This is a genomic window from Sphingomonas sorbitolis, from assembly GCF_036663875.1.
Taxonomy (GTDB): Bacteria; Pseudomonadota; Alphaproteobacteria; order Sphingomonadales; family Sphingomonadaceae; genus Sphingomonas.
The window spans coordinates 580,301-600,995 of sequence record NZ_JAXOJS010000001.1 but is presented as its reverse complement, the minus strand read 5'-3'; the positions used below and the strand labels follow the sequence as shown (position 1 = coordinate 600,995).

Genomic DNA, 20,695 nt, shown 5'->3' with positions numbered 1-20,695 from the left:
ACTTATGCGCGGTGCCACCATCGCTTGAACCGTGCCGCGCGCGTATATGCGTGAGCGACATCTCGTGGCCGCCCGCCGGGTCCGGTCGCGACGCCGGCATGTCCACGAGCGAAGTCGTCGCCACAGCTAGTGGATGTCCAGCCTGACGAAGAACGGCCGGGGCTTCAACGCGGCGGCACCCTTGGGATCCCATCCCGCCCACGAGATCCGGATGACCTGTCTGCCCGGCAGTGCGGCGAGATAGACCGGAGTCATCGGGTGAGATCCGCTCCGATTGACGACCTGCACGTCGAGACCTCGAGCATGCCGGCTATCGAATGAGAGCGATTGCCCCTTCTGCAGGTCGATGTTGAATTCGCAGAACCGGGTCGCCCGGAGGTTGCCCCTGAACTGTAGCGTTCGCCCATTGAGTCCGCCCTGGGACAGTTCGCAGCCCGACGTCTCCATGGGCACGGGCTCCGCGTCCGAGGCCTGCGCTCCTGCCAGAAACATTCGGACCGATGCGGGGCGGGTCAAAGTTCCACCGGGGCTGCGGTGGATCCGGAAGGCGCCATCGCTGCGCAGGCCGGCTTCCATGCGCTGGCCGTTCGGGTCGAGGAGAAGATAGGCTCCGTCGCCACCGGGAGTCGCGGGGGAATGAGCGACGAGCAGGTCGCCTTCGCGCCGCAACGCCGGTTGTCCGAGCAGTCGCAAGAAGGTCTGGTAATCGCCGGCGAGTAGGTTGCGCACGTCCTGGGCGACGACGCTCTTCGCCAGCAGGCCGCTCCGATCAAGGTTTCTTCCCACCAGTGGTTGCAGTGAGCCCCATGGGCCGACCCTACGGCCACGCTCCTGTACGCGGAGTTCGGGCACATGGGTTTTGGGGGCGATGCGATATGCGACGAACAACGCGCCTGCGGCGATTACGCCGAGCAACGCCAGGCTGACGAGCCAGCCAAGTATGTCGGATCCCTTCGTCGAACGCGATATCTGCACACCTGCGGCGTCGCTGAGGCCCCGGAGCCATTTGATGAACCGTTCCGCCCAGGGTATCGCCCCTGTTCCCCGGAACAGGGCGATGAACGCGAGGAAGCCTGTCCCGAGCAGGACGCTGCAGAACGCTAGCGGATTGGCGACGATGACGTTTATCAGACTCACGACCGGGCCGGGTCCGACCTTGGGACAGGCGACCTGATTGGCGAGCGCGGCGCAGAGTATCGGCTGGATCTGCACGGCACCGGCCCACAAGGCCAGCGCCGACAGGAGGATGCCCACCATGATGGCGTAGAGCTGCAGACGGGATGTGTTAACCGACTCCGCCGCCGAGTCGGTCGCGCCTATCGACATCGCCAGATTGTCGAAATCGTAGCGGATGATGTCGTCATGGGTGACGAATGTCGGAGATGCCGACCGTTCGCGGGCCGTCACCGCCAGGACAGATTGGAAGGCCTTGGCATAGGCGATGATGCCAAGCGCGCGCTTGTGGCCTTGGAGCGATTTGCTCTGCCTCAACTCCACGACGACCCTAACGAGGCCGCGCAGTGTCACATATCGCCAACGCACTTCGTCGGCATGGAAATCAGCGTCCGTCTCGGCGGAGGAGAGGCGGGTGAGTGGTAGGATTTGATCGGAATGCGGGTCGTGATGATAGTGAGCGTGAAGGAGATCCTTCACGAAGTAGTAGGCCTGCGCCGGAAGTCGTTCGGCCGTGAGCGCTTCTTGTGGCGTCGCGGTCTCGTCCGCCGTCTTGCGGCCGACGAATTCGTCGATGTCGAACCAGATGCGAAGCTCGCCGGTTCGGAACAGGGCGAAGCGCAGCAGGTAGCAGGCGACGTGCGGACGGGCGCGATCGATCTCGTCGAGCAGATCCAGCGCTATTCCGCTGCCATGGTCCGCGGCGCCTTCGGCTCTGTCCGCGATCGCGTCGGCAATGGCGTTGTCGAGGCGTCCGAGAAGATTGGTGCGATGCGTCTTCGTCGTGGCGTCGTCATCGACGGGTACGACGATGATAACGCCGCACAGTGCGCCATGCTCGTCGTCCGCTTCCTTCAGTTCGGATCCGACGAAGTACGGCGTCCTCACGCGGCACGATTGCGCCAAGACGATGAACTCCTGCGCGGCCGCGGGACGGAACGTCTTCACCAGATAGTCCCAGAAGGGGTAGTCTTGGGCGAGACGTTGACGTTTCAGCGCGACGACCCGTGGTTTGCCCAGATCGGCCTGGTGATTGTACGTCGATTGGGATCCTCGCGGATCGACCATCGTGAAAGACAGGTGGCCCGACACGTTCGGAACCCAGCCGGCGAACGAATGGCTGGCGCCTACCCAAGGCATCTCGCCTGCCGAAGGGAGGCGGAACGGACTCTCGATCAAGAGGGAATATGCCCGCTCAGATGTCGGAGGTGGGCGCGCGCGTCTGGCGAACGTAGCTCAGGCGGCCGGCCGATGCGCGCATCTCCAGCCCTTCGAGTTCGTGAAGCGTGCTTCCCCCACCGGACGTCTTGGACAGTCCCCCCGTCGCCCAGGGCACGAGTCCGTAGTGCTTGCGACGCAGATACGCGACCTTTCCCGGGCCGGCACGGAGCACGCGCCAGAAGGCCACCGACACGAGGATGGCGACGCAGGTGACTATCGTCGAGGCAAAGGCGAGCAAGAGGTCTGTCATTGTGCGGGTGCCAAGGCGAGGTGGTGGTGCCGAGGTGACGACGTGGCGTTACCCAATTGTTCTCATCAATGCAAACTGCCGAAACTATGACGGTGTCTCGTGTCGGAACTGACGGCGACGATCATCCGACTTCGCGACGTCGAACGCACCTGCTCTGCGAGGTCTCAGGACACGGCGATGAAAGTCGTTTCGCCGGCGCGCCGACGCCGAAGGCGGACATGACCCATTATTCGGCGTACGCACTGACCGCCCTCCACCCGACAGCCGTCGTCAAGGAGCGAGATTGCGTCTCGCCGCCTCAGCGGCGGCCAATGTTCCCAATGTCGGTCGAGGTTCGCGGGCGAAGATGTCCGCAAGATCCAGCAGGTCCTCGTCGTTCAGTGCCGCTATCGATGCCTCGATCTCAGCAAGTTGGATTTCAGCGCGCGCGCCTTGAGCGGCGCGCCGTCGGATTCAGGTCTTCAACATGCTAATCCGATAACAGGACAGAGGTCTTATTGGCAGTGACGCTCGCGCCGAATTCCGAACCTGTTTTGCCGTCCTGGGATCCGGACCATGCTTCGGGTAGCGCTCATTTGCTGGCGGGTCGTGGCGACCGTCGACGCGGTTCTGACGGTTCTGGCGTCCGATGCCTGTCGCACGCGTTATGCGGCGACCGGAGCGTGCCGTGGCTTTCTTCTGGACTGGCAGGTGCGACGAACGGTCATAATTGCAGCTCCTCATTCGGCCGACGGTGATGCCTCGTCCGCATGGGCTGTCTGCAATTCGGCGATCGAGTCCAACATGCGCCGTATGATCCTGGCACCTTGCGGCGTTTGGTCCCAGATCTTGATCAGACTGGAATGGGCTATCGCAAGATCCCGATCCATCGCCTTGGGCGAAACGGTAGGTATTGATACCTTCAATACGTTGCAGACCTGCACCAGGTTGTGGCTCAAGGTCTTGAAGTTCCCTTTGCAGATTCTTCCGACCTGGCTTGCGTCTACGTCCGAAAGCTTTCCGATTTCCGCGAAGGATAGGCCGGAACTCTTCAGTGCGACCGTCATATCGTCCCGGAGGCGCGCTATTTCCTTGATTGTCGGCTTCATGCAAATTAGCATGCATTTTAACGTGCAAATTAGCAAGGAACGACCGCATGGATGAGATCCGCTTCTACCGGGCGAGTGAAAAACCCTACGGTGCGTTCAGCAATCTCCACCGTCGCGACGTCGAGTTCGAAGGCGAGGTCTTCGCTACCAGCGAACATGCCTATCAGGCCGGCAAGGCCCGCAAGCCGGCGGTGCGGCAGTGGTTGATGGATGCGCCGTCGCCGTCGCTCCTCGCGATGGCGGCGCATGGCCTATACTATTGGGATGTGGCACCTGGCTGGTCGACCACCAAGTTCGATCGGATGCGTGCCATTCTGCGCGCCAAGTTCGCCCAGCATGAAGATCTTCGCGCATTGCTGCTCTCGACCGGCGACGCTCGATTGGTCGAGAGCGCAACGGTCGACAATGACGTCAATCGTCTTTGGGGAGAGGTGAACGGCATCGGCAAGAACATGCTTGGCGTGATGCTGATGGAGCTTCGGGCGGAGTTGCAGGCAACTGCCGAAGGCGACGAGATCTATCTGGTCGCCGCCGAGTAGCGGCGCCCTCCGGCGAGGACTGCGCGGACATAGTCGGCACCGCGCGTCCTGAAGAGACCGCGGGCCCCTGCATAGGCACAGTTCTCCGCTGCAAGCCTCTGCCCGGCGACTATGCCCCCGATCAGGTCCGCGGAGGTCAGACGCGTCGGCCCGACCCGGTTGGTGAGGAGCCAGTCGATGACCCCGACGCTGACCATGTCTCCAGATCCGCAGGTGTCCAGGACGCGAGGAGCATCGATAGCCTCGCACCAGACGGAATCGTCGTCATCGCGAACTTCAAGGCCCGCGGCACCGTGCGTCACGATGCGGATGCAAGCCGTATCGAGATAGGCGAGGCTCTCACCGAGACGATCTTCGGAGTATTTCAGCACCGATGCCAAGCCCAACGCGGTGGCGAACAACGCGCTCTCTTCGATGTCGGACGGTTCGAAGAAGATGATCGCTCCTGCGAGGCTGGCGGTCTTCATCGCTTCGACTATGCTGTCGGAAAGCCGGTCTGTGTAGAACACGCTGCAGTGCGCGAAGACCGGCATGGCGAGGGCCAGTTCGTCCCTGCCGATCGGCTGATAGCGCGGAAGGTCCACCTGCGTGTCGGGGCATACGAAGGTGAAGTCGTGCTGTCCGGATATCGTGTCGAGTTCCTGGGCGAGGATGGGCGAGCGCAGATCCGAGCGACGGCTGATGTACTCGATCACGGCACCTGCGCGGCTGAACTCGTCGACCAGTCGACCACCCTCGTCATCGTCGCCGAGAGCCAGGACCGGAGCCACGTTTCGATGCAGCATGGCCAGGGACAGCAGTACGTTTCCACACGATCCCCCGAGCGCTTCCTCGGTCAGATCGCCATCGGCGTATATGCGGTCGAGCACGGTGAAACCCGTTCCTGCAACGTCGACCCGGTAACGCATGCTGCTGTCAGAAATGCCCATGTTCTCCCTATGTACTCATTCCATGCCGGGTGTCGAGCCCAAGTGATTCGACATCGAGCCGGATGCGTCCGGAGGCTGTGGGTACCAGAGCTTGCAGCACTCTGAGAAGAGCGTCTGGACCGGATGGCCTGGAGCCGAACAGCGACCAGCACCCGTCCACCGCACCGCAGACCTCTCCGACGCTGATCCCGAACGGGTGGGAAAGCAGCGCGTTGTCATTTCCTGTGCCAGAACCGCTGTCACCGAAGCAGAGAATCTCCTCGCCATGCCGTGCGGCCGCTCGAAGGCGATCGACCACGACGAGTTTGCTGCTGCCGGCCGGGACGATGTCGTAGCTGTGTCCCGAGCCCAGGACCCGGGCGCCGCCGCTTACGATGAAGGGGCAGTCCATGAGGTCCAGCGCGAACCGGTACGGGTGCCTGAGACAGGCCATGGCGACGGTGATCTGGACTTCTCTGGCATCGAACTTCGGATCGATAAACAAGTCAGGTCGATTCCGAAGCCATTCGGCCACACCGGCGATCGAGGGGTCGGAGGCCGGGCGGTCGTTCGCTATATCGATGTCGGCCGTACGGACGTAACCACCATTGTAGTAGCCGATGACGACCGTGCGCAGTACGTCCTCGGGAAGCGCTTCGCGTAGATCCTTTCCGGCAGACCCGCCACGTCCCGTGGCGATGCCTATCCGTACACCACTGCCGTGAAGTCGCAGGAGCTCGGCGGTGATGGCGTCGCTTGGCGGGTCGAAGCGTCCCTCGGTCGTCACGATCGTTCCGTCGTAGTCGAAGACGATGCCGCCGATGTCGACGAGGGCGAGAGCAGCGAGCCGACCGCTCGCCATGGGCGCGAGATTCCGAACGGCTTCAGTCGAGGCGTCGGCTCGTGCGATGGCCGACCGCTTGTGCCGAACCGTCGAGGACAGCTGGTCTGCGATCACGGCGAGGGAGCGATCATCGTAGACGGTCCGACCGAACTCGCCGATCCCGGGTTTTCCAGGGTCGATCCCAAAGACCTCCCCGATCGCCTCGATCAGACCCAACCCATCGAGTAGGGCAAGGACGTTCTCCAAGCGGCCGCATCCCCCGTATCGCAGCGTGTGCCGGTGGATATCGGCGGGAATCGCGCCGTCGATCGTATCCCAGACCACGCCCGACTCCGCGCCGGCGAGTGCGATGACGCACGTCTCGCCGGCGCGGTGGTGCAGCCACGCGTGACGACCATGCGCCAGGTTTCGGAAGTCGGTCGTCTGTACCGGGCAAAGCGAGGCCTCCCAGAGCGACGTGTCGATCAGGACCGCCAGCGGGCGCAGGAGAGGATCGGCGGCAATGATGATCGTATCCTGGCGGCGCAATGCCGACAGCTTGTCGAGGAGCAGCGCCCGGTTTCCAAGATCGCGCTTGGTGATCAGATGCGATGCAAGAGTGTCTAATAGCACCGCCGACCCTCGCGGCTCGCGTGACGCGAGATCGCTGGCGATGAGCAGCGCACCGGTGAATGCCAGGAGCGAGTGGGTCGCGAGATATCCATCCTTCTCGTCGGCGACCGGCACGACGTGGACGGTGCCGCCACCACGCTCCACGATGCCCGCAGCCGCACCCGTCGGGTTCCGCGTCAGAATGTGAAGCCGCGCGCAGTGCCGGTCGAGGACCGCACCTGCGGCGGCGACGATGTCGGCGTTTTCCGCGCTCGCGCTGAACAGCCACACTTCGCTGTCGTCCAGATCATGCAACTCCATCACCGCCTGCATCGGTGTCTGGACCGAGGTCGCGCCGAGACCGAGGGTGTCGCGACACCGACTGAGAAACTCGGCGGCGACGGTGGAACCGCCCGACCCGATGGCAAGCGCGTGTCTGGCGGCTGATTTGGACAGCGCCGACGCGAGCAGTCGGGGCTCGTATCCGGCCAGCAGGTCTAGCGTGGCGGGAAGACCGTCGAGTTTCGCGCTGAAATGTGGCGTCTTCATGGATGACCGATCGTGGCGTCGTAGCCTTCGTACATGGGGCCCGCGAGGATGAGATGCACGATCATGTCCGAAGACGCCGCCAGTGTTCCAGCGTGCTCGGTGAAGTCGTAGCTCTCGGTCTCAAGATAGCGCACGGACATTCCGTGCGCGATCGCGGCCATCAGGGCGCCGGCCGCGAGGACTTTGCTTCCGACCGGCGACAGCACCATCCTCGGTTCGTACGTGCCATCCATTGTCCTGTCGAAGCGCGTCTTGAGCGTCGACAGTGTCCGGTAGCAATCGAGGGGATTCTTCTCGGACGCGTAGACGATGTCGCGCGGATCGATCTCCCATTCGTTGATGAGCTCGTTCTGGTATTCCGAAAGCAGATCGTCGGCCCTTCGCGGGTTGCGGGCGGGGAATGGCAGCAGCGGGCAGATCTTGTAGCATTTACCGATGTCGGCACCGATCTGGGTCAGCGTCGTGGTTCGTCCGCGGGCAAGTTGCGGGATCCAGATCTGCGCGATCTCCAGATCGGCTGCGCCCATATCGTGAGCGAAGCCCTTCACCGGACTGGGCCTGTTGGACGGGATACTGACGATCCGATCATCCATTTCCGGATTCGAGACGATCATGAGGTGGAACGCCCGCCCGACCGACGCCTCGCAATCCTGTAGCAGCATAAGGGCAGCCGGAAATCCGATTCCTATCGAAAGCGCACTCAGATCGAGGATCACGTCCGTGACGTCGGCGGGAATCGGATTTTCCTCGAGTATGGATACGACGCGCGTCCCTCCCACCGGCGCGCCGTCGTCGGCGAAGACCTCGACTTCGAACACCTTCGAATTCGGGACGATCGCCTTGAGGGCATCCTCGTTCGCGTTCGCCTTGTCGAGAAGGGCGGCGGACGGACTCGGTCTGGTTTCCCGCAGGAAGTATGCGCTCAACCTGTCTCCCAGGGTTTCGGCGAGCATGCCTGCGACCTTTCTCGATCGCGGGTCGAAACCTGCCGCCCCGACCAGCAGAACCTTGCGGGTCTGGTCCCCGAAATAGTCGGGAACGAACTCCGCGACGTCCGTGTCGAAATTGGCGATGCAGTTCGCCCAGTGGGGTCTATTCATCATCGAGGTTCGCGATCTGGCGCAGATACGACACCTTCTTGGGTAGGAAGCCTCCGCGGTTGAAGGTCAGGCCATGGACAAGGCCCACGGTGCCGGTGAGTTCGATGAGCGCCCATTTCTTGCCGCCTTGCCCATAGTCGCGTTCGATCGTGACGGCGCCATTCGCGATCGCGTGCTTCAGAACTGTGCCGAGTTCGTCGTCCAGGGAAAGTGCCTGCATGTCCGATTCCAGGATTGCGATGGCGTTGGCGCCGGCACCTAGCGGCGCGTTGGCGAGCATCGATTCCGCGAGGCAGTCGCGGCCGATAGAGTCGACCATCGCTCTCACCCTCGATGCGTGCGGGAAGGACCAGCCATCCATGATGGATTTGGCTTTTTCGGTCAGTACCGACTGCTGCGTCCTCGCCGGCAGAGGAAGATCGTCGTTGCGGATGGCTCGCGTTTCGATGTTGGCGACGAGCGCGCCCGCGAACTGGAGGAAGACCTCCGCATTCTCGTTGCTGGCATCGCAGATGTCCTCGACGCCGTAGTGGAGGGGGCGTCCGTAGTCGTGATTGAGGTGGATCCGCGCGCCATGTGCGACATCCGCATCGGCTTTGAGCGGCGTCTTGGGATCCGGGTCGAGTTCCTCGAAAAGCGATGGCGTGGATCTGGCTATCCTGATCGAATAGCGGTGCAGCAGTATCCTGGACATGGCCAGCCCGACTTCGGGTCCCTGGTCGAAGCTGGGCGTGCGTCGGAGATAGTCGACGACGAGGGCGTCGATCTCCTTGCGCCGGGCCGCTCCGATCTTCAGCTTCTGCTGGTCGCTGGCGACCTTCTGCTCGAGTTCCCGCAGCTTGCCGGGGGGGAAGGTGGGGGGCGCGGATGGAAGGAGGCGATCGATATCGGTCGCGCCACGGTTCCTCAGCGCCTCGACGAGAGGCAGGTAGCGTTTGGCCATGTCTCGGGCCATCGTCCGGAATTGGCCGCGTGCGACCCCTTTGCGCTCGTTGTCCGCCTGCATCCGGATGTCGACGAAGTCCCGACCGGGCGCGCGGTTGTGCGAAGCCTGCTCGCCTGGTGAACGCAGGACAGCGCCCGGGCTGAGGGCATCCAACCGCATCATCATCCACCGACCGAAGCGCATCTCGCGATGCGAAAGCATCTCGAACATGGCCTCGAGTTGATCGTGATGGAGGGCGTGCACGTCGTCCAGCATCACCAGCGGATTGACCTCGATGTCCTCACCCTGCCAATCTATACGTATTCTGTGGATCGCGTCGAACGGCGCATAGGGCGCTGTCGCATCTTCGGGCAGATCGCTAAGTCTGGGCGGCCGCAGCCCGGCACCGACCGAATAGATCGCGCGCTGCACGGCGAGCGCGCGATCGCGGATGCCGACTGCCGTCAATCCACCGATCTGCTCGAGATGCGCTTCGTATTCAGCTCTGGCGACGAACCTTATGTCGGCTATGTCCCTGGTCCGGTTCGCGGTGAGGTTCCTGATCAGTCCGAGCATCGCCCGGGCCTGCACGAGCCAGAAGGCGAGCCTCGTCTTGACCCCGGGGTCGTAGGGCAGTTCCCAGAACTCGCGATATTCCGACTCCATCGGCACGCGCACGGCGGCAACGTGTGGCTTGCCACCCTGGAGTATCCCCGCGTCGCTGAGTGCGGCTGCGAGCGTTCGATTGGTCGCGTTCGATGGATCCTTGAGGATTGCCTCGACCATCTTGAACTCGGCGAGTGTCGCAAGCATCGTCTTGCCACTGCCTGGCGATCCGATGATCCTCACCGGGACCTCGAACATGTCGTCCTTGTGCTTGTTCTTCGCGAGGAACGTTGTCAGCGGGGAAGGACTGACGATCGACAGGAAAGATGCGTCGTCGCGGACGTATTCCGTGGCGCGGCGCAGGAAGGGGTTTGCCATCGCCCGTCAGCCGTGCCGGTCGCGTCGGTGGAATAGGGAACGCATTGGGAGGCCTTTCGCGCCATTCGTCTCCGCCCAGAGCAACGGGACGGAGTTGTTCGGTGTGTTGTGCTCCAGAACGAGGGGGAGCGCGCAGTCGGCGTAGCCGTAGCGCATGGTCGTCTGACCCGCCTCCCGGCAATGTTTCTCGAGCCGTTTGAACAGGTCCTGGTCGTAGTACCTATCGCACAGGCGGATGAAGGCATCGTCGGCGGAGCTTGTCGCGGTGATGGTTTCGGTAGCCGCGTCCACCGTGCCGATCTTCAGCGTGGCAGGCAGGAGCAGCCCTTCGGTGACGACGGCGTTGCCGTAGTTGCGATTTGGGAGCTTCGTCTCCGCCTCGACGATCCTGCCCTTGAGCGCGGCACGCGCCTGGGTAGTCGAGATGTAGTGGTGGATGTGCACGGTGTAGTTCTCCGCGAGCGGGAACGCACCGTTCAGCCGCGCCTTGGCCTCGCTTACGATGCGCTCGAACTTCGCGAGTTTGCCCTTGGGCGGCCCGTCTTCCGGAAAACGGATGAACGTCGTTCCCGAGGCGGTGAAGTCGTCGATGAGGTACACATCGTCGAAAGTCGCACCGGGGCCAAGCTCCTTCTGCAGATCGTCCGACAGCCCCTTCCACTTTTCGTCGTCCACGTTCATCATGGGTACCACCTGTTCCTGGGAAAGGCGGCCCGCATTCGCCCGACGCAGGATGTCGATCCTGCTGCCGTCGCTGAGACCGACGAACAGACATCGGCGGAGGTGTTGCTGATACGCGGATGAGCCTTCCGCCGTCTTCCAGACCTCGTACGGCTTTATGCCGAGGCGGCCTGCGACCACCCGACGAAGATAGGGCGTCACGATCTCCGGAATGAACGTCTCGATCACGCGCTGCATCTCCGCCCCGGATACGTAGACGAGTCGGGTCTTGACCAGTGCGTACGCCGCCGCGCGATCCTGTGGGTCGAAGTGTCGCAGCCACGATACGAGACTTTCTAGAAACCGCACGCCGGCACGGAAGTCGGAATAGCCGTCGTACTTCATCGAGGACATGAGTTGAAGCCAGGCATATTCCCTGGTCGCGATCTCGTTGTCCCAGTCCATGACTTTGGCTACGAGGTTGAGGGCCAGAGCGTTGTGCATCGGGGCCTAATGCTCTGTGCCGACCCCATCGTCCACCAGCGTGAAGTAGATCCATCCGAAGCGGATGCGATCTATCGTGCATCGGCGTTCGACATCTTCGATGTATCGTCATGCGGGGCGCAGACTCCCGAAGGATTCAGCCGATCCGCGGCATCTCCTGTTGCGACGGCGTGTCGTCTCGTGGAAGACGCCGGGCGTTGCGTTCGTCCATTGTTGAATGTGACCATTGGAGATTGAATGGTGGGCGAAGCGAAAGGACGGAGGATCGCCTACGAGGCGTCGAAGAACCGAGTGCTGAGCGAGATGTCAGGCGACGGCGCCGCGGTAGCCGAGACGGCGATACGACTGTTCGAGCGGTTCGTGGTCCCGAACCGCTACACCGGCGGCTGCTACCTCGTGACGATGTTCCTGAACCGTTACCTGGAGAGGGAGAGGGGGGTGACCACGACGCCCGTGGTGGGCTACGTCAACGACGGAACCGACGACATCATGGTCTCACATGCTTGGCTAGAATTGGACGGGCTGAAGACGGACATCACTCTCCATTTCACGCAACACCCCGAGATACAGCTGCCCGGCGCATTGCTCGTCATGGATCGGCCCCTCCTGGCGGGGCGGGTGGAACACAGCTACCACCGTGAGATGAACGATGCCGGTCGTGCCGAGAACGCGCGGCTCAGCCGGAGCGAGGCCCGTCATGTTCTTCAGCGGAAAGCGGTCGAGCACGCGTTCATGGTGAAGTGCATGACGGATCCGGATCTGATGGACGCGCATCAGGCCGGGGCGCCTCCGGGACTGCGGTACGCGGACTTCAGTGCCGTCCTAGGCTGATATCGAAATCGGCGAGGAATTGACCCGGACGCGTTGCTGCGGAACGGACGGGCGGGCTTCTACGGAAAGCCGGGACAAAGATGAGGGGGCCGGCGAGATGGGCATTTTGACGATCATCATCTTGGTGACGCTGTCGGTGGCGGCCACGGGCATCGCACTCGGCATCACCACCGTGTTGCCCAGCCTCGTGTCGGTCTTGGGATCGACGATCGTCGCGTGGGCCGTATTCGGCGCGGGGCGTACCCAGGATCGGATCAAGACTACTCTGGATCTCCACAAGGACTATTACTCACCGCCGTTCGCCCTGTCCCGGAACATGGCGGAGCATTTCTACCAGTTCCACCATGCGAATGACTGGTCAACCGAGAATCCCTACGATCTCGAGGATCCCGAAGACAAGCTGAAGGGCTATTCCGAGGTTCTGCGCTACTTCCATAGGCTGTCGATACTTTGGCAGCGGGACAGACTGGACGACGACCTGCTGACCGACCTCTTCTCCCGGGAGATGGGATACTGGATGGGTTTCATCTTCGAACCGATGGGCGCTCGCACCGACTGGTGGACGAAATCGGACATCTACCGCCTCGCCGGCCATCTGGCGAAGTCGCACGACGAGAACTATGATCAGGGGCGCAGGGAGGGCGTGGAAAGGCGCGTCGAAGGACCGATAAGAGTTCGACAGGTCGATGGGACGGTCGTGAAGACCATGCGTGGGGCGACGCCGCCTATGGGCTCGACGGGCGCTCCAATGGATCGCGCGGCCAAACCGAGCATCGCCCGACGTTTCGCGACCTTGATTACGCCGTTCCTCAAGGGAAGGGCTGAATGACCGCATCGTCTCGACGCGGAAACGAACCTTGGGCTGGGCTTGCGCCTCGATCGGAGCGGGGTGTTTTCAGCTTTGCGAAGCTGATGCGATCGGGGCACAGGGGAGATCGTCAGACGTCGTCGAGGTAGCGCTGCATCATGTGCACGGCATCGGGCGATAACGTGATGCGCCTGACGCGGGTGTCCTCCATGTCCGTTTCGCTGTCGACCAGGCCGCTCGCCTGCAGTTTCTTCAGCGACCGCAAGGCGGTCGTGACCGGGACGCCGGATCCATAGGCGACGCTCGTCGTCGACGGACGGCGGCCATCCTCGTGGCAGAGGAAGAGTTCCAGCAGGATGTCCCAAGCCGCTTCCTGAAAGACCTTCGCGTGTTCTCCGAACGATCGAGCTCGGTCACGTCGCTGGTCGAAGAGCGTCTGCGCGCGCGCGCGGTACGACGGTCGGTGGGGCAGCGGCAGTGGCATGACGGCCTGGGGGGTGCGCAGTGGCGATGCCGGGACCTTGTCGTTTGCCGCATGCGGGTCGGCGACCGGGTCCATGTAGCCGAATAGACGGACGCGCTGGCGGCTCATCGGGCAAGGTATCCCTCGCCGCGCAGGCTGACGATGCCGTCACGGCCCACGATCAGGTGGTCGAGCAGCGTGATGCCGAGCGCTCGGCAGACCGTTTCGAGTGCGATCGTCGCCTGGACGTCGTGCGTGCTCGGGCGTGGGTCGCCACTGGGATGGTTGTGCACGAGGATCAGCGACGTCCCACCGACCTCGATGGCGCGCCCGACGATCTCGCGCGTGTGGAAAGGGGCGGCATCGATCGTCCCCGTCGACGTCTCCTCGTCGAGCAGAAGTTCGTTCCTCGCGTTCAGGTGCAGCGTCCGAAGGCGTTCGCGGCTGCTGGTGCTCATGTCCACGTGCAGGTAGTCGCGAAGTGCCCTCGACGTGCTGATCACTGGCCCCGAGGTTGCGCGACGTTTAAGCGACAGCAGCACCGCCGACTGGCACCATCGGATTGCTCCGATGTCGTGATCGTCGGCCCCGGCGCGTCGCAGGCGCGCGGTCGAGCCCGAGAGCACGCCGGCGAACGAGCCGAATTCCCGGATCAGGAGATCGGCTAGGCCCGCCGGCCGGCGCGACCCCGATCCTGCGCGATCGAGAAGGTCCTCGATCGCTCGACGTTCCTCGCGATACGATGCCGGGACCACAGGCCCCATCCGAGAAGCATCAGCGTCGGGTAGCTCGATGCCTCCTCCATGACCTGATACCCCAGTCTCCACATGCCGGGCGTGACCATCCGCGTCACATGCGCCGTGGCCGAAACCAGTTGCAGCGCCGCTGCCGCCAACACCCACCATCTACCGGTGCGCGCGCCGTACGCGGCGAGCCCTCCGAAGAGGGCGACGTCGATCGTCAGCATGCCGATGTCCAGTCCGGCGAACCGCGTCGCGAAGGACGGGCGCATCGCGACCGTCAGCAGCGCGGCGGCCATCAGGAGCGTCGCGACCCCGATCTCCGGTTGGGAGAGCGTCGCCCGCCAAGAGGCGTTCCGGTCGCGCCCCCACCACGCAATGGCGGTCAGCACGAACAGGAGCAGCCAGAAGCCGGTGACGTAGATCAGCATCAATGCGTTCGATCACGGCCATGGGATGGCGTCAATCGACGCGGACGAGTGCGGGGCGCGTCCCGGATGTCGTGCCGGTGATGCCGTTGCCGGGTTCGTTGGGCACGCACGCACCGGGGCCGTAGCCTGGAACCTCGAACAGGCTGATCATTTCGGTCATCACGACGTGCGCTTCGGCGATCTTGGCCTGCGAGGAGAGCTGCATGTTCAGGCTCTCGGTCATGAGCGTCATCGCGGCGATGGACTTGTCGTCGATGAACACGCGGGCGTCGGTGCGTTCGCCCTGCATCGCGATGAGACAGCTTAGTGTGTCGGTGATGCCGCGATTGGTGGATCGTTCGGCGGTGACGACGGCCTTCCGGGTCGATTGGACGTGTTCTGCGGTGACGCGTGGCATGGGGATCTCCGCCTCGGGCGGTGGGCCCGAGGCTATCTGGCGTGAGGCCGCTCGAGGCTGTTCGCGACGCGTTGGGCCGCCGAGTCGTAGATCGCCGGAGCGGCGATCAGGACGAGGGCGACCAGCAACGCGATCGCGAGGATCGTGACGACCCGCTGGAGAGGCGTGTCCCGTCGTTGATCCTGCCTACCGGAATTCAGGGCGCCATCGTCGAATACGAATGTCGCCCGTTCCTCCCGAACATCGGTTGGCACCGCTGGAGATGCCCCGGTCGCCTCGGGTTCGACCATCGGCAACGGCGGCCTAGACAATGGTTGTGGAGGGGGTGGAGATGGTCTGGCGCGATCCATCTCCGACATCCGGTCGATGGCTTGGGCGGCATCGAGGCGTCCGGTCGACGGCGCGTCGTGCACCATCGCCGCCGCTTCGTAGTCGCGCAGCTGATCGGCGGCGGTGAGGCGGGAAAGTCCCCCGAGTTTGCGTCGCGCGGCGAAGATGTGGGTGTTGACCGTCGACGCGGCGATGCCGAGCTCATGCGCGATGTGTTCGGTCTTGCGTTCGTGATGGGCCAGGCGAAGGCAGTTGCGCTCCATCGGCGTCAGCGAATCATATTCTGCGCGGTCCATGTCGCGGTGGGCTATGACACTGGCGAAACGCGGCTGGCTATCCGGATTCGGGTATGGCTGCCCGATCTCGGCGGACTATGGAACCGCCACGTGCCGGCGTGGTGGATGCGATCCGGTGATGCCGGGGACCGGATGCCGCCCGACGTCGCGGCGGTCTGACGCCGTCTGCACGTGATGACGGCGCCCCGACCTGGCGCGGCGGGCGGTCACCGACGCCGTCCGTCCGCCGAGGTGGCGCCTCAGGCCGCCAGCAGCTTCCTCCAGCGGAGCTTCGCCACGCCGTGCCCGATCGCCTTCCAATCGATGCAGGAGAAGTCGATCCGGTGCAGGTCGCGGTGGATCGTGCGGATGCGCGGCTCCGAGCCGTACCGGCTGCCCGTGCTGACGGGCGCGTGACCGCAGATCTGGTCCAGGGTCTTGTCGGTGAGCCCCGCGTCGTTGCCCTTGGCCTTGAACGCGTGGCGCAGCGAATGGAATACGAGGCGCCGGTCGGCCGACACGTGGCTGTCGATGATCCGGTTCAACTTCTGGCTCGCCTCCTTGGTGCGCTTGCCGACCGAGTTCTCCTTCAGATCCGGAAACAGTTCGGTGCTGCCGCGCGCGGCGAGCGCGTCCATGTACTCTAGGAAGCCTAGTTCGATCAGACGCTCGTGCACGGGCAGCAGACGCTTGGACTCCTCGGTCTTCACGCTCTTGTCCTCCGCGTCGTTCTCCTCGGCGTATTCGTCGATGTCGAGATAGACGATGTCGCCGTCGCGCCGGACGTCGGCGAGCGCGACCTGGCCGACCTCCTCGAGTCGGGCGCCCGTCGTGATGCAGAGCAGGAAGATCCAGAACACGGTCACGTCGCTGATGCGGGACTTGGTGTTCCACGAGGCGGGGTCGGTGAAGAGGGCGGACGCGCACAGGGTCGCGAGCTCGTGGTCCTCGAAGCTGCGGCGGGTCCGCTTCTTCTTGCTGTAGCCGACGATGCGGATGCCGCTGCCGGCGTTGGTCGCGGTCCAGCGCTGCTGGAACGCGTAGGTCAGAAGGGCCTGGAGGGCGCCGACGCGCTTCTTGAGTGTGGGCGGCGCGCACTTGGGGTTCGCGCCCTCGTGCTTGGCCACGCGGGCCGTGAAGGGCAGGGCGCGGTCCGCGCGGGGCATCGACGCCGGGAGCTTCGCCGCCTCGTCGCGGTAGTCGTAGAGCATGTCGGCGTCGATCATCGATATGGTCGGGTCGCCGGTGAAGTCGATGAAGTCGTCGACGGCGGCCTCGTATTCGCCCGCGGTCTGGGGGCGGGGCTCGTTGCCGGCCTTCCACTCGCGGTAGAGCGCCTTCAGCCGCAGGTTGGGTCTGAGCCGCGAACTCGTCGCGCGCGGCCGGTGACGGCTCAGGCGCGCCCGGTTGGCCTCCTCGTCGCCGCCGCGCCTCTCGTCGACGACGTCGAGGAGCGCCTTGGCGATCTCGTCGTCCGAGAAGCGCTGGCCGCTGGGATCGAAGTCGCGCAGCCTGGTGACGGGCCCGTCGAGGCAGCGTAGCCAGGCGCGTTCGGCGTGGTGCCACCGCAGTCGGATCCAGTTCGTGCCCGTCTGCTCCACGTCGCCGCCATAGGACTCGGCGACCAGCCTTTCGAAACGCGTCCGGTCGCCGAGCACGAGGTCCCAGTCGGTGTTGGACGCGGGGCCCATGATGGCTGGCGGATAGATGTCCTCGACGTCGCTCGACTGTCGCGAGCCGGCGGCGGCGTCCAGTTCCATGAAGGTCATCGCGAGTCGCTGTGGACCGGTGAGGCCGCCGCCGGTCTGCGGCGCCTCGCACCATCGGCGTACCAGCGCTGCGGGCGTGGGGACGAGCGTGCCCTCGGCCATCCGGCGCCGCGCGTCGGCGAGCTTGGTCTCGAACGCGGCGTTCTCGCGCGCGAAGCCGACCTTGGCGGCCGCGGGATCCTTGGTTCCGAGCGTCACCTTGACGACGGCCTTGCCGTCGAAGGCCGCGCGGAGCGCTTCCGGGACCGCGCGTCTGAAGTAGAGTTGGCCGGTGCGGGGGTCTGCGAAGGGGGAGGCCATCGAGCTCTTTTTCACGTCGTTCTGTACCCATGTTCTGTACACATGGCGGGTAAAGATGACGTGAATCCGGCAATTTCCGTGGTTTATACGGAAATGGTGACCCCTACGAGAATCGAACTCGTGCTTACGCCGTGAGAGGGCGTCGTCCTAACCGCTAGACGAAGGGGCCGTGTAGCAGAAGCGGGCGTCTACGGAATGGGTCGGTAGCCGTCAAGACGGTTACCGACAATTCTTGCGACGCGCGCGCATTTTATCAGGCAGCGACCTTCTTGCGTTCGGCCATTTCCTCGTTGAGCATCTCGGCCAGCAGGAAGGCGAGCTCGAGGCTCTGGCTGGCGTTGAGGCGCGGGTCGCAGTGCGTGTGGTAGCGATCGGCGAGGCTCTGCTCGGTCACGTCGACCGCGCCGCCGGTGCACTCCGTCACGTTCTGACCGGTCATCTCGGCATGGATACCGCCGGCGTGCGTACCCTCCGCGCGGTGGACCGCGAAGAAGCCGCGGACCTCGGCGAGGATGCGGTCGAACGGCCGCGTCTTGTAGCCGTTGGCGGCCTTGACGACGTTGCCGTGCATCGGGTCGCAGCTCCACACCACCGGATGGCCCTCGCGCGTGACCGCACGGACCAGACGGGGCAGGTTGGCCTCGATCTTGTCATAACCATAGCGCGTGATCAGCGTCATCCGGCCGGGTACGCGGCCGGGATTGAGCGTGTCGAGCATGCGCAACAAAGCGTCGGGCTCCAAGCTAGGCCCGCATTTGATGCCGATCGGGTTGCCGATGCCGCGCAGGTATTCGACATGCGAAGAGCCCTCGAACCGCGTGCGATCGCCGATCCAGAGGAAATGCGCGCTCGTGTCGTACCAGTCGCCGGTCAGCGAATCCTGGCGGGTCAGCGCCTGCTCATACTGGAGCAGCAATGCCTCGTGGCTGGTGTAGAAATGCGTTTGCGCAAGCTGCGGCACGGTCTCGGGATCGATTCCGCACGCCGCCATGAACTCGAGCGCCTCGCCGATCCGGTCCGCGGTTTCGGCGTATTTCTTCGACCACGGGCTGCGGCCCATGAAGTCGTGCGTCCAGCGGTGGACCTGGTGCAGGTTCGCATAGCCCCCCTGGGCAAACGCGCGCAGCAGGTTGAGCGTCGCCGCCGACTGCGAATAGGCGCGGATCATGCGCTGGGGATCGGGCGCGCGTGCCTCAGCGGTGAAGGCGATGTCGTTGACGTTGTCGCCGCGATACGACGGCAGCTCGACGCCGCCGATCGTCTCGGTATCGGTCGAGCGCGGCTTCGCGAACTGCCCCGCCATGCGGCCGAGCTTCACCACCGGGAGCTTCGACGCGAACGTCAGGACGACCGCCATCTGCAGGATGACACGGAACGTGTCGCGGATGTTGTTCGCGCTATGCTCGGCGAAGCTCTCGGCGCAATCGCCGCCCTGGAGCAGGAACGCCTTGCCGGCAGCGACCTCGGCGAGCGACGCGGTCAGGTTGCGGGCCTCGCCCGCAAAGACGAGCGGCGGGAAGGTCGCCAGCTGGTCGGTCGCGGCGGTCAGTGCAGCCGCGTCGGGATAGGTGGGGAGCTGTCGTGCTTCGTGACGCGTCCAGCTGTCGGGGGCCCAGTTCGCGGCCATATCATGTCGTCCGGATGGTGAATTGTGCGGCTGGCCATGCGCGAAAACGCCTTTTCGCGCAACGAAGTAAAGCTTGTGGGGCTTAAGCAAGTGCCGTTGCTAGGCCACCATAAAGGGGGTAGGCCCTTGAAAGCGCCCGGTTTGACCATTTATGTCGTAGCTGAGACGATTGGGAATGGCGCAACCGCTGTCCCTTCGGCATTAGCCGCGTATGGATATCCCTTTGCGCGTCATGATCGCGTTTTCAATCATCGCCGGCGTCATCGTGGTCGGCGTGCCTATGCTGTTGGTCTTTGCCCGTCGTCGCCGCGCAACCAAGCTGCGTCGGCGCGGCGTCAAGAGCTACAACCGCCAGCAACGCACCGAGCCCCTCAGCATCCGCTCGAACGGTCAATAGCCCTCGTCGAGATCGGCGACGTTCTTCATCGGTTTACCGGCGAGAAACGCGGCAAGATTTTCGAGGAACATCGTCGCCCCGCGTTGGAACATCGTCGTCTGGCTCCTGCCCGACAGGTGCATCGTCACGATCGCATTCGGAGCGGACCAGAGCGGGTGGCCGGCGGGCAGGGGTTCGGGCTGCGTAGGGTCGAGAAACGCGCCGCCGATGGTTCCGTCCGCCAGCGCACTGCATAAGGCTTCGTCGTCGATCATGTCGCCGCGGGCGATGTTGATCAACCAGGCCGACCTTTTCATCTGCTGGAGTTCGGCATGGCCGATCATCGCCTGCGTCGCGTCGGTCGATGGTGCGGCGAGAATGATCCAATCGAACGCGCCGAGCCGGTCGCGCCAGGCATCCGCTGTGATCGTGCCATCGCGGCCGGTCCGCGAGACGCCCGTCACCGCGACGCCAAACCCGGCAAGCCGGTCGCCGATCAACCGGCCGATCGTGCCATAGCCGATGACCAGCGCCTTCGTCCCCTCGAGCTCGATCTTCCCTGGCGCGTCCTTGAGCCATTCGTGGCGATCGTACGCCCGCAATACCGTATCGAAGCGCTTGGCGGCGACCAGCACGCCCATCACGGCATATTCCGCCACCGTCACCGCATTGATCCCCGCGCCGTTGGTCAGCGTGACGTTATTGGCCTTGAGGTGTTCGAGGGGGAACGCGTCCAGCCCGGCATAGATCGTCGACACCCACTTCAACCGGGAGCCCGCGGCACGGATCGCCTCGGCAACGAGATGGGTCGGCTGCATGTCGACCCAGGCGATGTCGGCATCCGCGATCATCGCCTTCGCATCGTCCGGCGTCGAAAACCAGGCGACGTCGAGCGTCGTCGGGAGATGGGGTTCGAGGAGCGGGCGGGCGGCAGCGGGCAGGACGGCTTTCATTCGCTCAGCATCGGTCGTGGACGGAGCCTGTCAAGTGCCGTGATCGGTGCCGGTACCTC

General features: G+C 64.0%; 21 protein-coding genes and 1 tRNA gene. 5 read left to right on the top strand and 17 right to left on the bottom strand.

Going from position 1 to position 20,695, the window contains the following annotated elements; all coding sequences use genetic code 11:
- Nucleotides 1-126: 126 nt before the first annotated feature.
- The 3 genes from U1763_RS02470 to U1763_RS02460 form a co-directional block, all read right to left on the bottom strand.
- Nucleotides 127-2,352 (bottom strand): hypothetical protein, encoded by a 2,226-nt coding sequence (locus U1763_RS02470; RefSeq protein ID WP_332753946.1) that lies wholly within the window; start codon nt 2,350-2,352, stop codon nt 127-129.
- A gap of 16 nt (nt 2,353-2,368) precedes the next feature.
- Nucleotides 2,369-2,644: a hypothetical protein gene (locus tag U1763_RS02465; protein ID WP_332753945.1), complete on the bottom strand. Its 276-nt coding sequence runs from the start codon at nt 2,642-2,644 to the stop codon at nt 2,369-2,371.
- Nucleotides 2,645-3,363: 719 nt separating this feature from the next.
- Nucleotides 3,364-3,732: a hypothetical protein gene (locus U1763_RS02460; protein WP_332753944.1), complete on the bottom strand. Its 369-nt coding sequence runs from the start codon at nt 3,730-3,732 to the stop codon at nt 3,364-3,366.
- Nucleotides 3,733-3,779: 47 nt separating this feature from the next.
- On the opposite strand from U1763_RS02460, the gene ybiA reads away from it, so the two are divergent.
- Nucleotides 3,780-4,271 (top strand): riboflavin biosynthesis intermediates N-glycosidase, encoded by a 492-nt coding sequence (ybiA, locus tag U1763_RS02455; RefSeq protein WP_332753943.1) that lies wholly within the window; start codon nt 3,780-3,782, stop codon nt 4,269-4,271.
- On the opposite strand, the gene U1763_RS02450 is transcribed toward ybiA, so the two are convergent.
- From U1763_RS02450 to U1763_RS02430, 5 genes are all read right to left on the bottom strand, one after another.
- Nucleotides 4,250-5,200: a PfkB family carbohydrate kinase gene (locus U1763_RS02450; RefSeq protein WP_332753942.1), complete on the bottom strand. Its 951-nt coding sequence runs from the start codon at nt 5,198-5,200 to the stop codon at nt 4,250-4,252. The two genes, ybiA and U1763_RS02450, sit on opposite strands and share 22 nt — an antisense overlap.
- Before the next feature lie 7 nt (nt 5,201-5,207).
- Entirely contained in the window at nt 5,208-7,163 is a 1,956-nt protein-coding gene (locus U1763_RS02445) for an HAD hydrolase family protein (RefSeq protein ID WP_332753941.1), read from the bottom strand.
- Nucleotides 7,160-8,116, bottom strand: coding sequence for a hypothetical protein (locus U1763_RS02440; protein WP_332753940.1), 957 nt, complete (start codon nt 8,114-8,116; stop codon nt 7,160-7,162). Before U1763_RS02440 ends, U1763_RS02445 begins: the two co-directional genes overlap by 4 nt.
- 139 nt (nt 8,117-8,255) lie before the next feature.
- Nucleotides 8,256-10,172 (bottom strand): hypothetical protein, encoded by a 1,917-nt coding sequence (locus U1763_RS02435; protein ID WP_332753939.1) that lies wholly within the window; start codon nt 10,170-10,172, stop codon nt 8,256-8,258.
- A 6-nt stretch (nt 10,173-10,178) separates the two neighbouring features.
- Complete coding sequence (locus U1763_RS02430; protein WP_332753938.1) at nt 10,179-11,336, bottom strand: phosphoribosyltransferase-like protein; 1,158 nt, start codon at nt 11,334-11,336, stop codon at nt 10,179-10,181.
- Nucleotides 11,337-11,573: 237 nt separating this feature from the next.
- Here U1763_RS02430 and U1763_RS02425 point away from each other — a divergent pair, with 237 nt between their 5' ends.
- A complete protein-coding gene (locus U1763_RS02425; protein WP_332753937.1) occupies nt 11,574-12,167 on the top strand; it encodes a hypothetical protein in 594 nt (197 codons plus the stop codon).
- Between the two features lie 19 nt (nt 12,168-12,186).
- The gene (locus U1763_RS02420; protein ID WP_332753936.1) at nt 12,187-12,996 is read left to right on the top strand and encodes a hypothetical protein; all 810 of its coding nucleotides are present in this window, start codon (nt 12,187-12,189) and stop codon (nt 12,994-12,996) included.
- Nucleotides 12,997-13,105: 109 nt separating this feature from the next.
- Here the strand turns inward: U1763_RS02420 and U1763_RS02415 are convergent, their stop codons facing one another.
- Genes U1763_RS02415 through U1763_RS02395 form a run of 5 tightly spaced genes read right to left on the bottom strand, consistent with a single transcriptional unit; the run spans nt 13,106 to nt 15,632 of the window.
- The gene (locus tag U1763_RS02415; protein ID WP_332753935.1) at nt 13,106-13,567 is read right to left on the bottom strand and encodes a hypothetical protein; all 462 of its coding nucleotides are present in this window, start codon (nt 13,565-13,567) and stop codon (nt 13,106-13,108) included.
- A complete protein-coding gene (locus U1763_RS02410) occupies nt 13,564-14,064 on the bottom strand; it encodes a JAB domain-containing protein (protein ID WP_332753934.1) in 501 nt (166 codons plus the stop codon). Before U1763_RS02410 ends, U1763_RS02415 begins: the two co-directional genes overlap by 4 nt.
- Before the next feature lie 38 nt (nt 14,065-14,102).
- Nucleotides 14,103-14,609, bottom strand: a complete 507-nt coding sequence (locus U1763_RS02405; protein ID WP_332753933.1) for a hypothetical protein — start codon at nt 14,607-14,609, stop codon at nt 14,103-14,105.
- A gap of 31 nt (nt 14,610-14,640) precedes the next feature.
- Nucleotides 14,641-15,006, bottom strand: a complete 366-nt coding sequence (locus U1763_RS02400; RefSeq protein ID WP_332753932.1) for a hypothetical protein — start codon at nt 15,004-15,006, stop codon at nt 14,641-14,643.
- A 32-nt stretch (nt 15,007-15,038) separates the two neighbouring features.
- Nucleotides 15,039-15,632, bottom strand: coding sequence for a helix-turn-helix domain-containing protein (locus U1763_RS02395; RefSeq protein WP_332753931.1), 594 nt, complete (start codon nt 15,630-15,632; stop codon nt 15,039-15,041).
- Nucleotides 15,633-15,638: 6 nt separating this feature from the next.
- Between U1763_RS02395 and U1763_RS02390 the strand changes: the two genes are divergently transcribed.
- Nucleotides 15,639-15,791 (top strand): hypothetical protein, encoded by a 153-nt coding sequence (locus U1763_RS02390; protein ID WP_332753930.1) that lies wholly within the window; start codon nt 15,639-15,641, stop codon nt 15,789-15,791.
- 80 nt (nt 15,792-15,871) lie between these two features.
- Here the strand turns inward: U1763_RS02390 and U1763_RS02385 are convergent, their stop codons facing one another.
- The 3 genes from U1763_RS02385 to U1763_RS02375 all read right to left on the bottom strand — a co-directional run bounded on the left by U1763_RS02385 (nt 15,872) and on the right by U1763_RS02375 (nt 19,307).
- Complete coding sequence (locus U1763_RS02385; RefSeq protein ID WP_332753929.1) at nt 15,872-17,680, bottom strand: DUF6538 domain-containing protein; 1,809 nt, start codon at nt 17,678-17,680, stop codon at nt 15,872-15,874.
- A gap of 94 nt (nt 17,681-17,774) precedes the next feature.
- A tRNA-Glu gene (locus U1763_RS02380) sits at nt 17,775-17,849 on the bottom strand.
- Between the two features lie 84 nt (nt 17,850-17,933).
- Nucleotides 17,934-19,307, bottom strand: coding sequence for a class II 3-deoxy-7-phosphoheptulonate synthase (locus U1763_RS02375; RefSeq protein WP_132741841.1), 1,374 nt, complete (start codon nt 19,305-19,307; stop codon nt 17,934-17,936).
- Between the two features lie 223 nt (nt 19,308-19,530).
- Here U1763_RS02375 and U1763_RS02370 point away from each other — a divergent pair, with 223 nt between their 5' ends.
- Entirely contained in the window at nt 19,531-19,704 is a 174-nt protein-coding gene (locus U1763_RS02370) for a hypothetical protein (protein WP_332753928.1), read from the top strand.
- On the opposite strand, the gene U1763_RS02365 is transcribed toward U1763_RS02370, so the two are convergent.
- The gene (locus tag U1763_RS02365) at nt 19,698-20,636 is read right to left on the bottom strand and encodes a D-2-hydroxyacid dehydrogenase (protein ID WP_332753927.1); all 939 of its coding nucleotides are present in this window, start codon (nt 20,634-20,636) and stop codon (nt 19,698-19,700) included. The two genes, U1763_RS02370 and U1763_RS02365, sit on opposite strands and share 7 nt — an antisense overlap.
- Between the last annotated feature and the right edge of the window lie 59 nt (nt 20,637-20,695).

Coding starts and splice junctions, on each gene's coding strand:
- U1763_RS02465 (WP_332753945.1), bottom strand. CDS start 2,644: ATGACAGACCTCTTGCTCGCCTTTGCCTCGACGATAGTCACCTGCGTC.
- U1763_RS02460 (WP_332753944.1), bottom strand. CDS start 3,732: ATGAAGCCGACAATCAAGGAAATAGCGCGCCTCCGGGACGATATGACG.
- ybiA (WP_332753943.1), top strand. CDS start 3,780: ATGGATGAGATCCGCTTCTACCGGGCGAGTGAAAAACCCTACGGTGCG.
- U1763_RS02450 (WP_332753942.1), bottom strand. CDS start 5,200: ATGGGCATTTCTGACAGCAGCATGCGTTACCGGGTCGACGTTGCAGGA.
- U1763_RS02445 (WP_332753941.1), bottom strand. CDS start 7,163: ATGAAGACGCCACATTTCAGCGCGAAACTCGACGGTCTTCCCGCCACG.
- U1763_RS02440 (WP_332753940.1), bottom strand. CDS start 8,116: ATGCTCGCCGAAACCCTGGGAGACAGGTTGAGCGCATACTTCCTGCGG.
- U1763_RS02435 (WP_332753939.1), bottom strand. CDS start 10,172: ATGGCAAACCCCTTCCTGCGCCGCGCCACGGAATACGTCCGCGACGAC.
- U1763_RS02430 (WP_332753938.1), bottom strand. CDS start 11,336: ATGCACAACGCTCTGGCCCTCAACCTCGTAGCCAAAGTCATGGACTGG.
- U1763_RS02425 (WP_332753937.1), top strand. CDS start 11,574: ATGGTGGGCGAAGCGAAAGGACGGAGGATCGCCTACGAGGCGTCGAAG.
- U1763_RS02415 (WP_332753935.1), bottom strand. CDS start 13,567: ATGAGCCGCCAGCGCGTCCGTCTATTCGGCTACATGGACCCGGTCGCC.
- U1763_RS02405 (WP_332753933.1), bottom strand. CDS start 14,609: ATGCTGATCTACGTCACCGGCTTCTGGCTGCTCCTGTTCGTGCTGACC.
- U1763_RS02400 (WP_332753932.1), bottom strand. CDS start 15,006: ATGCCACGCGTCACCGCAGAACACGTCCAATCGACCCGGAAGGCCGTC.
- U1763_RS02395 (WP_332753931.1), bottom strand. CDS start 15,632: ATGGACCGCGCAGAATATGATTCGCTGACGCCGATGGAGCGCAACTGC.
- U1763_RS02385 (WP_332753929.1), bottom strand. CDS start 17,680: ATGGCCTCCCCCTTCGCAGACCCCCGCACCGGCCAACTCTACTTCAGA.
- U1763_RS02375 (WP_132741841.1), bottom strand. CDS start 19,307: ATGGCCGCGAACTGGGCCCCCGACAGCTGGACGCGTCACGAAGCACGA.
- U1763_RS02365 (WP_332753927.1), bottom strand. CDS start 20,636: ATGAAAGCCGTCCTGCCCGCTGCCGCCCGCCCGCTCCTCGAACCCCAT.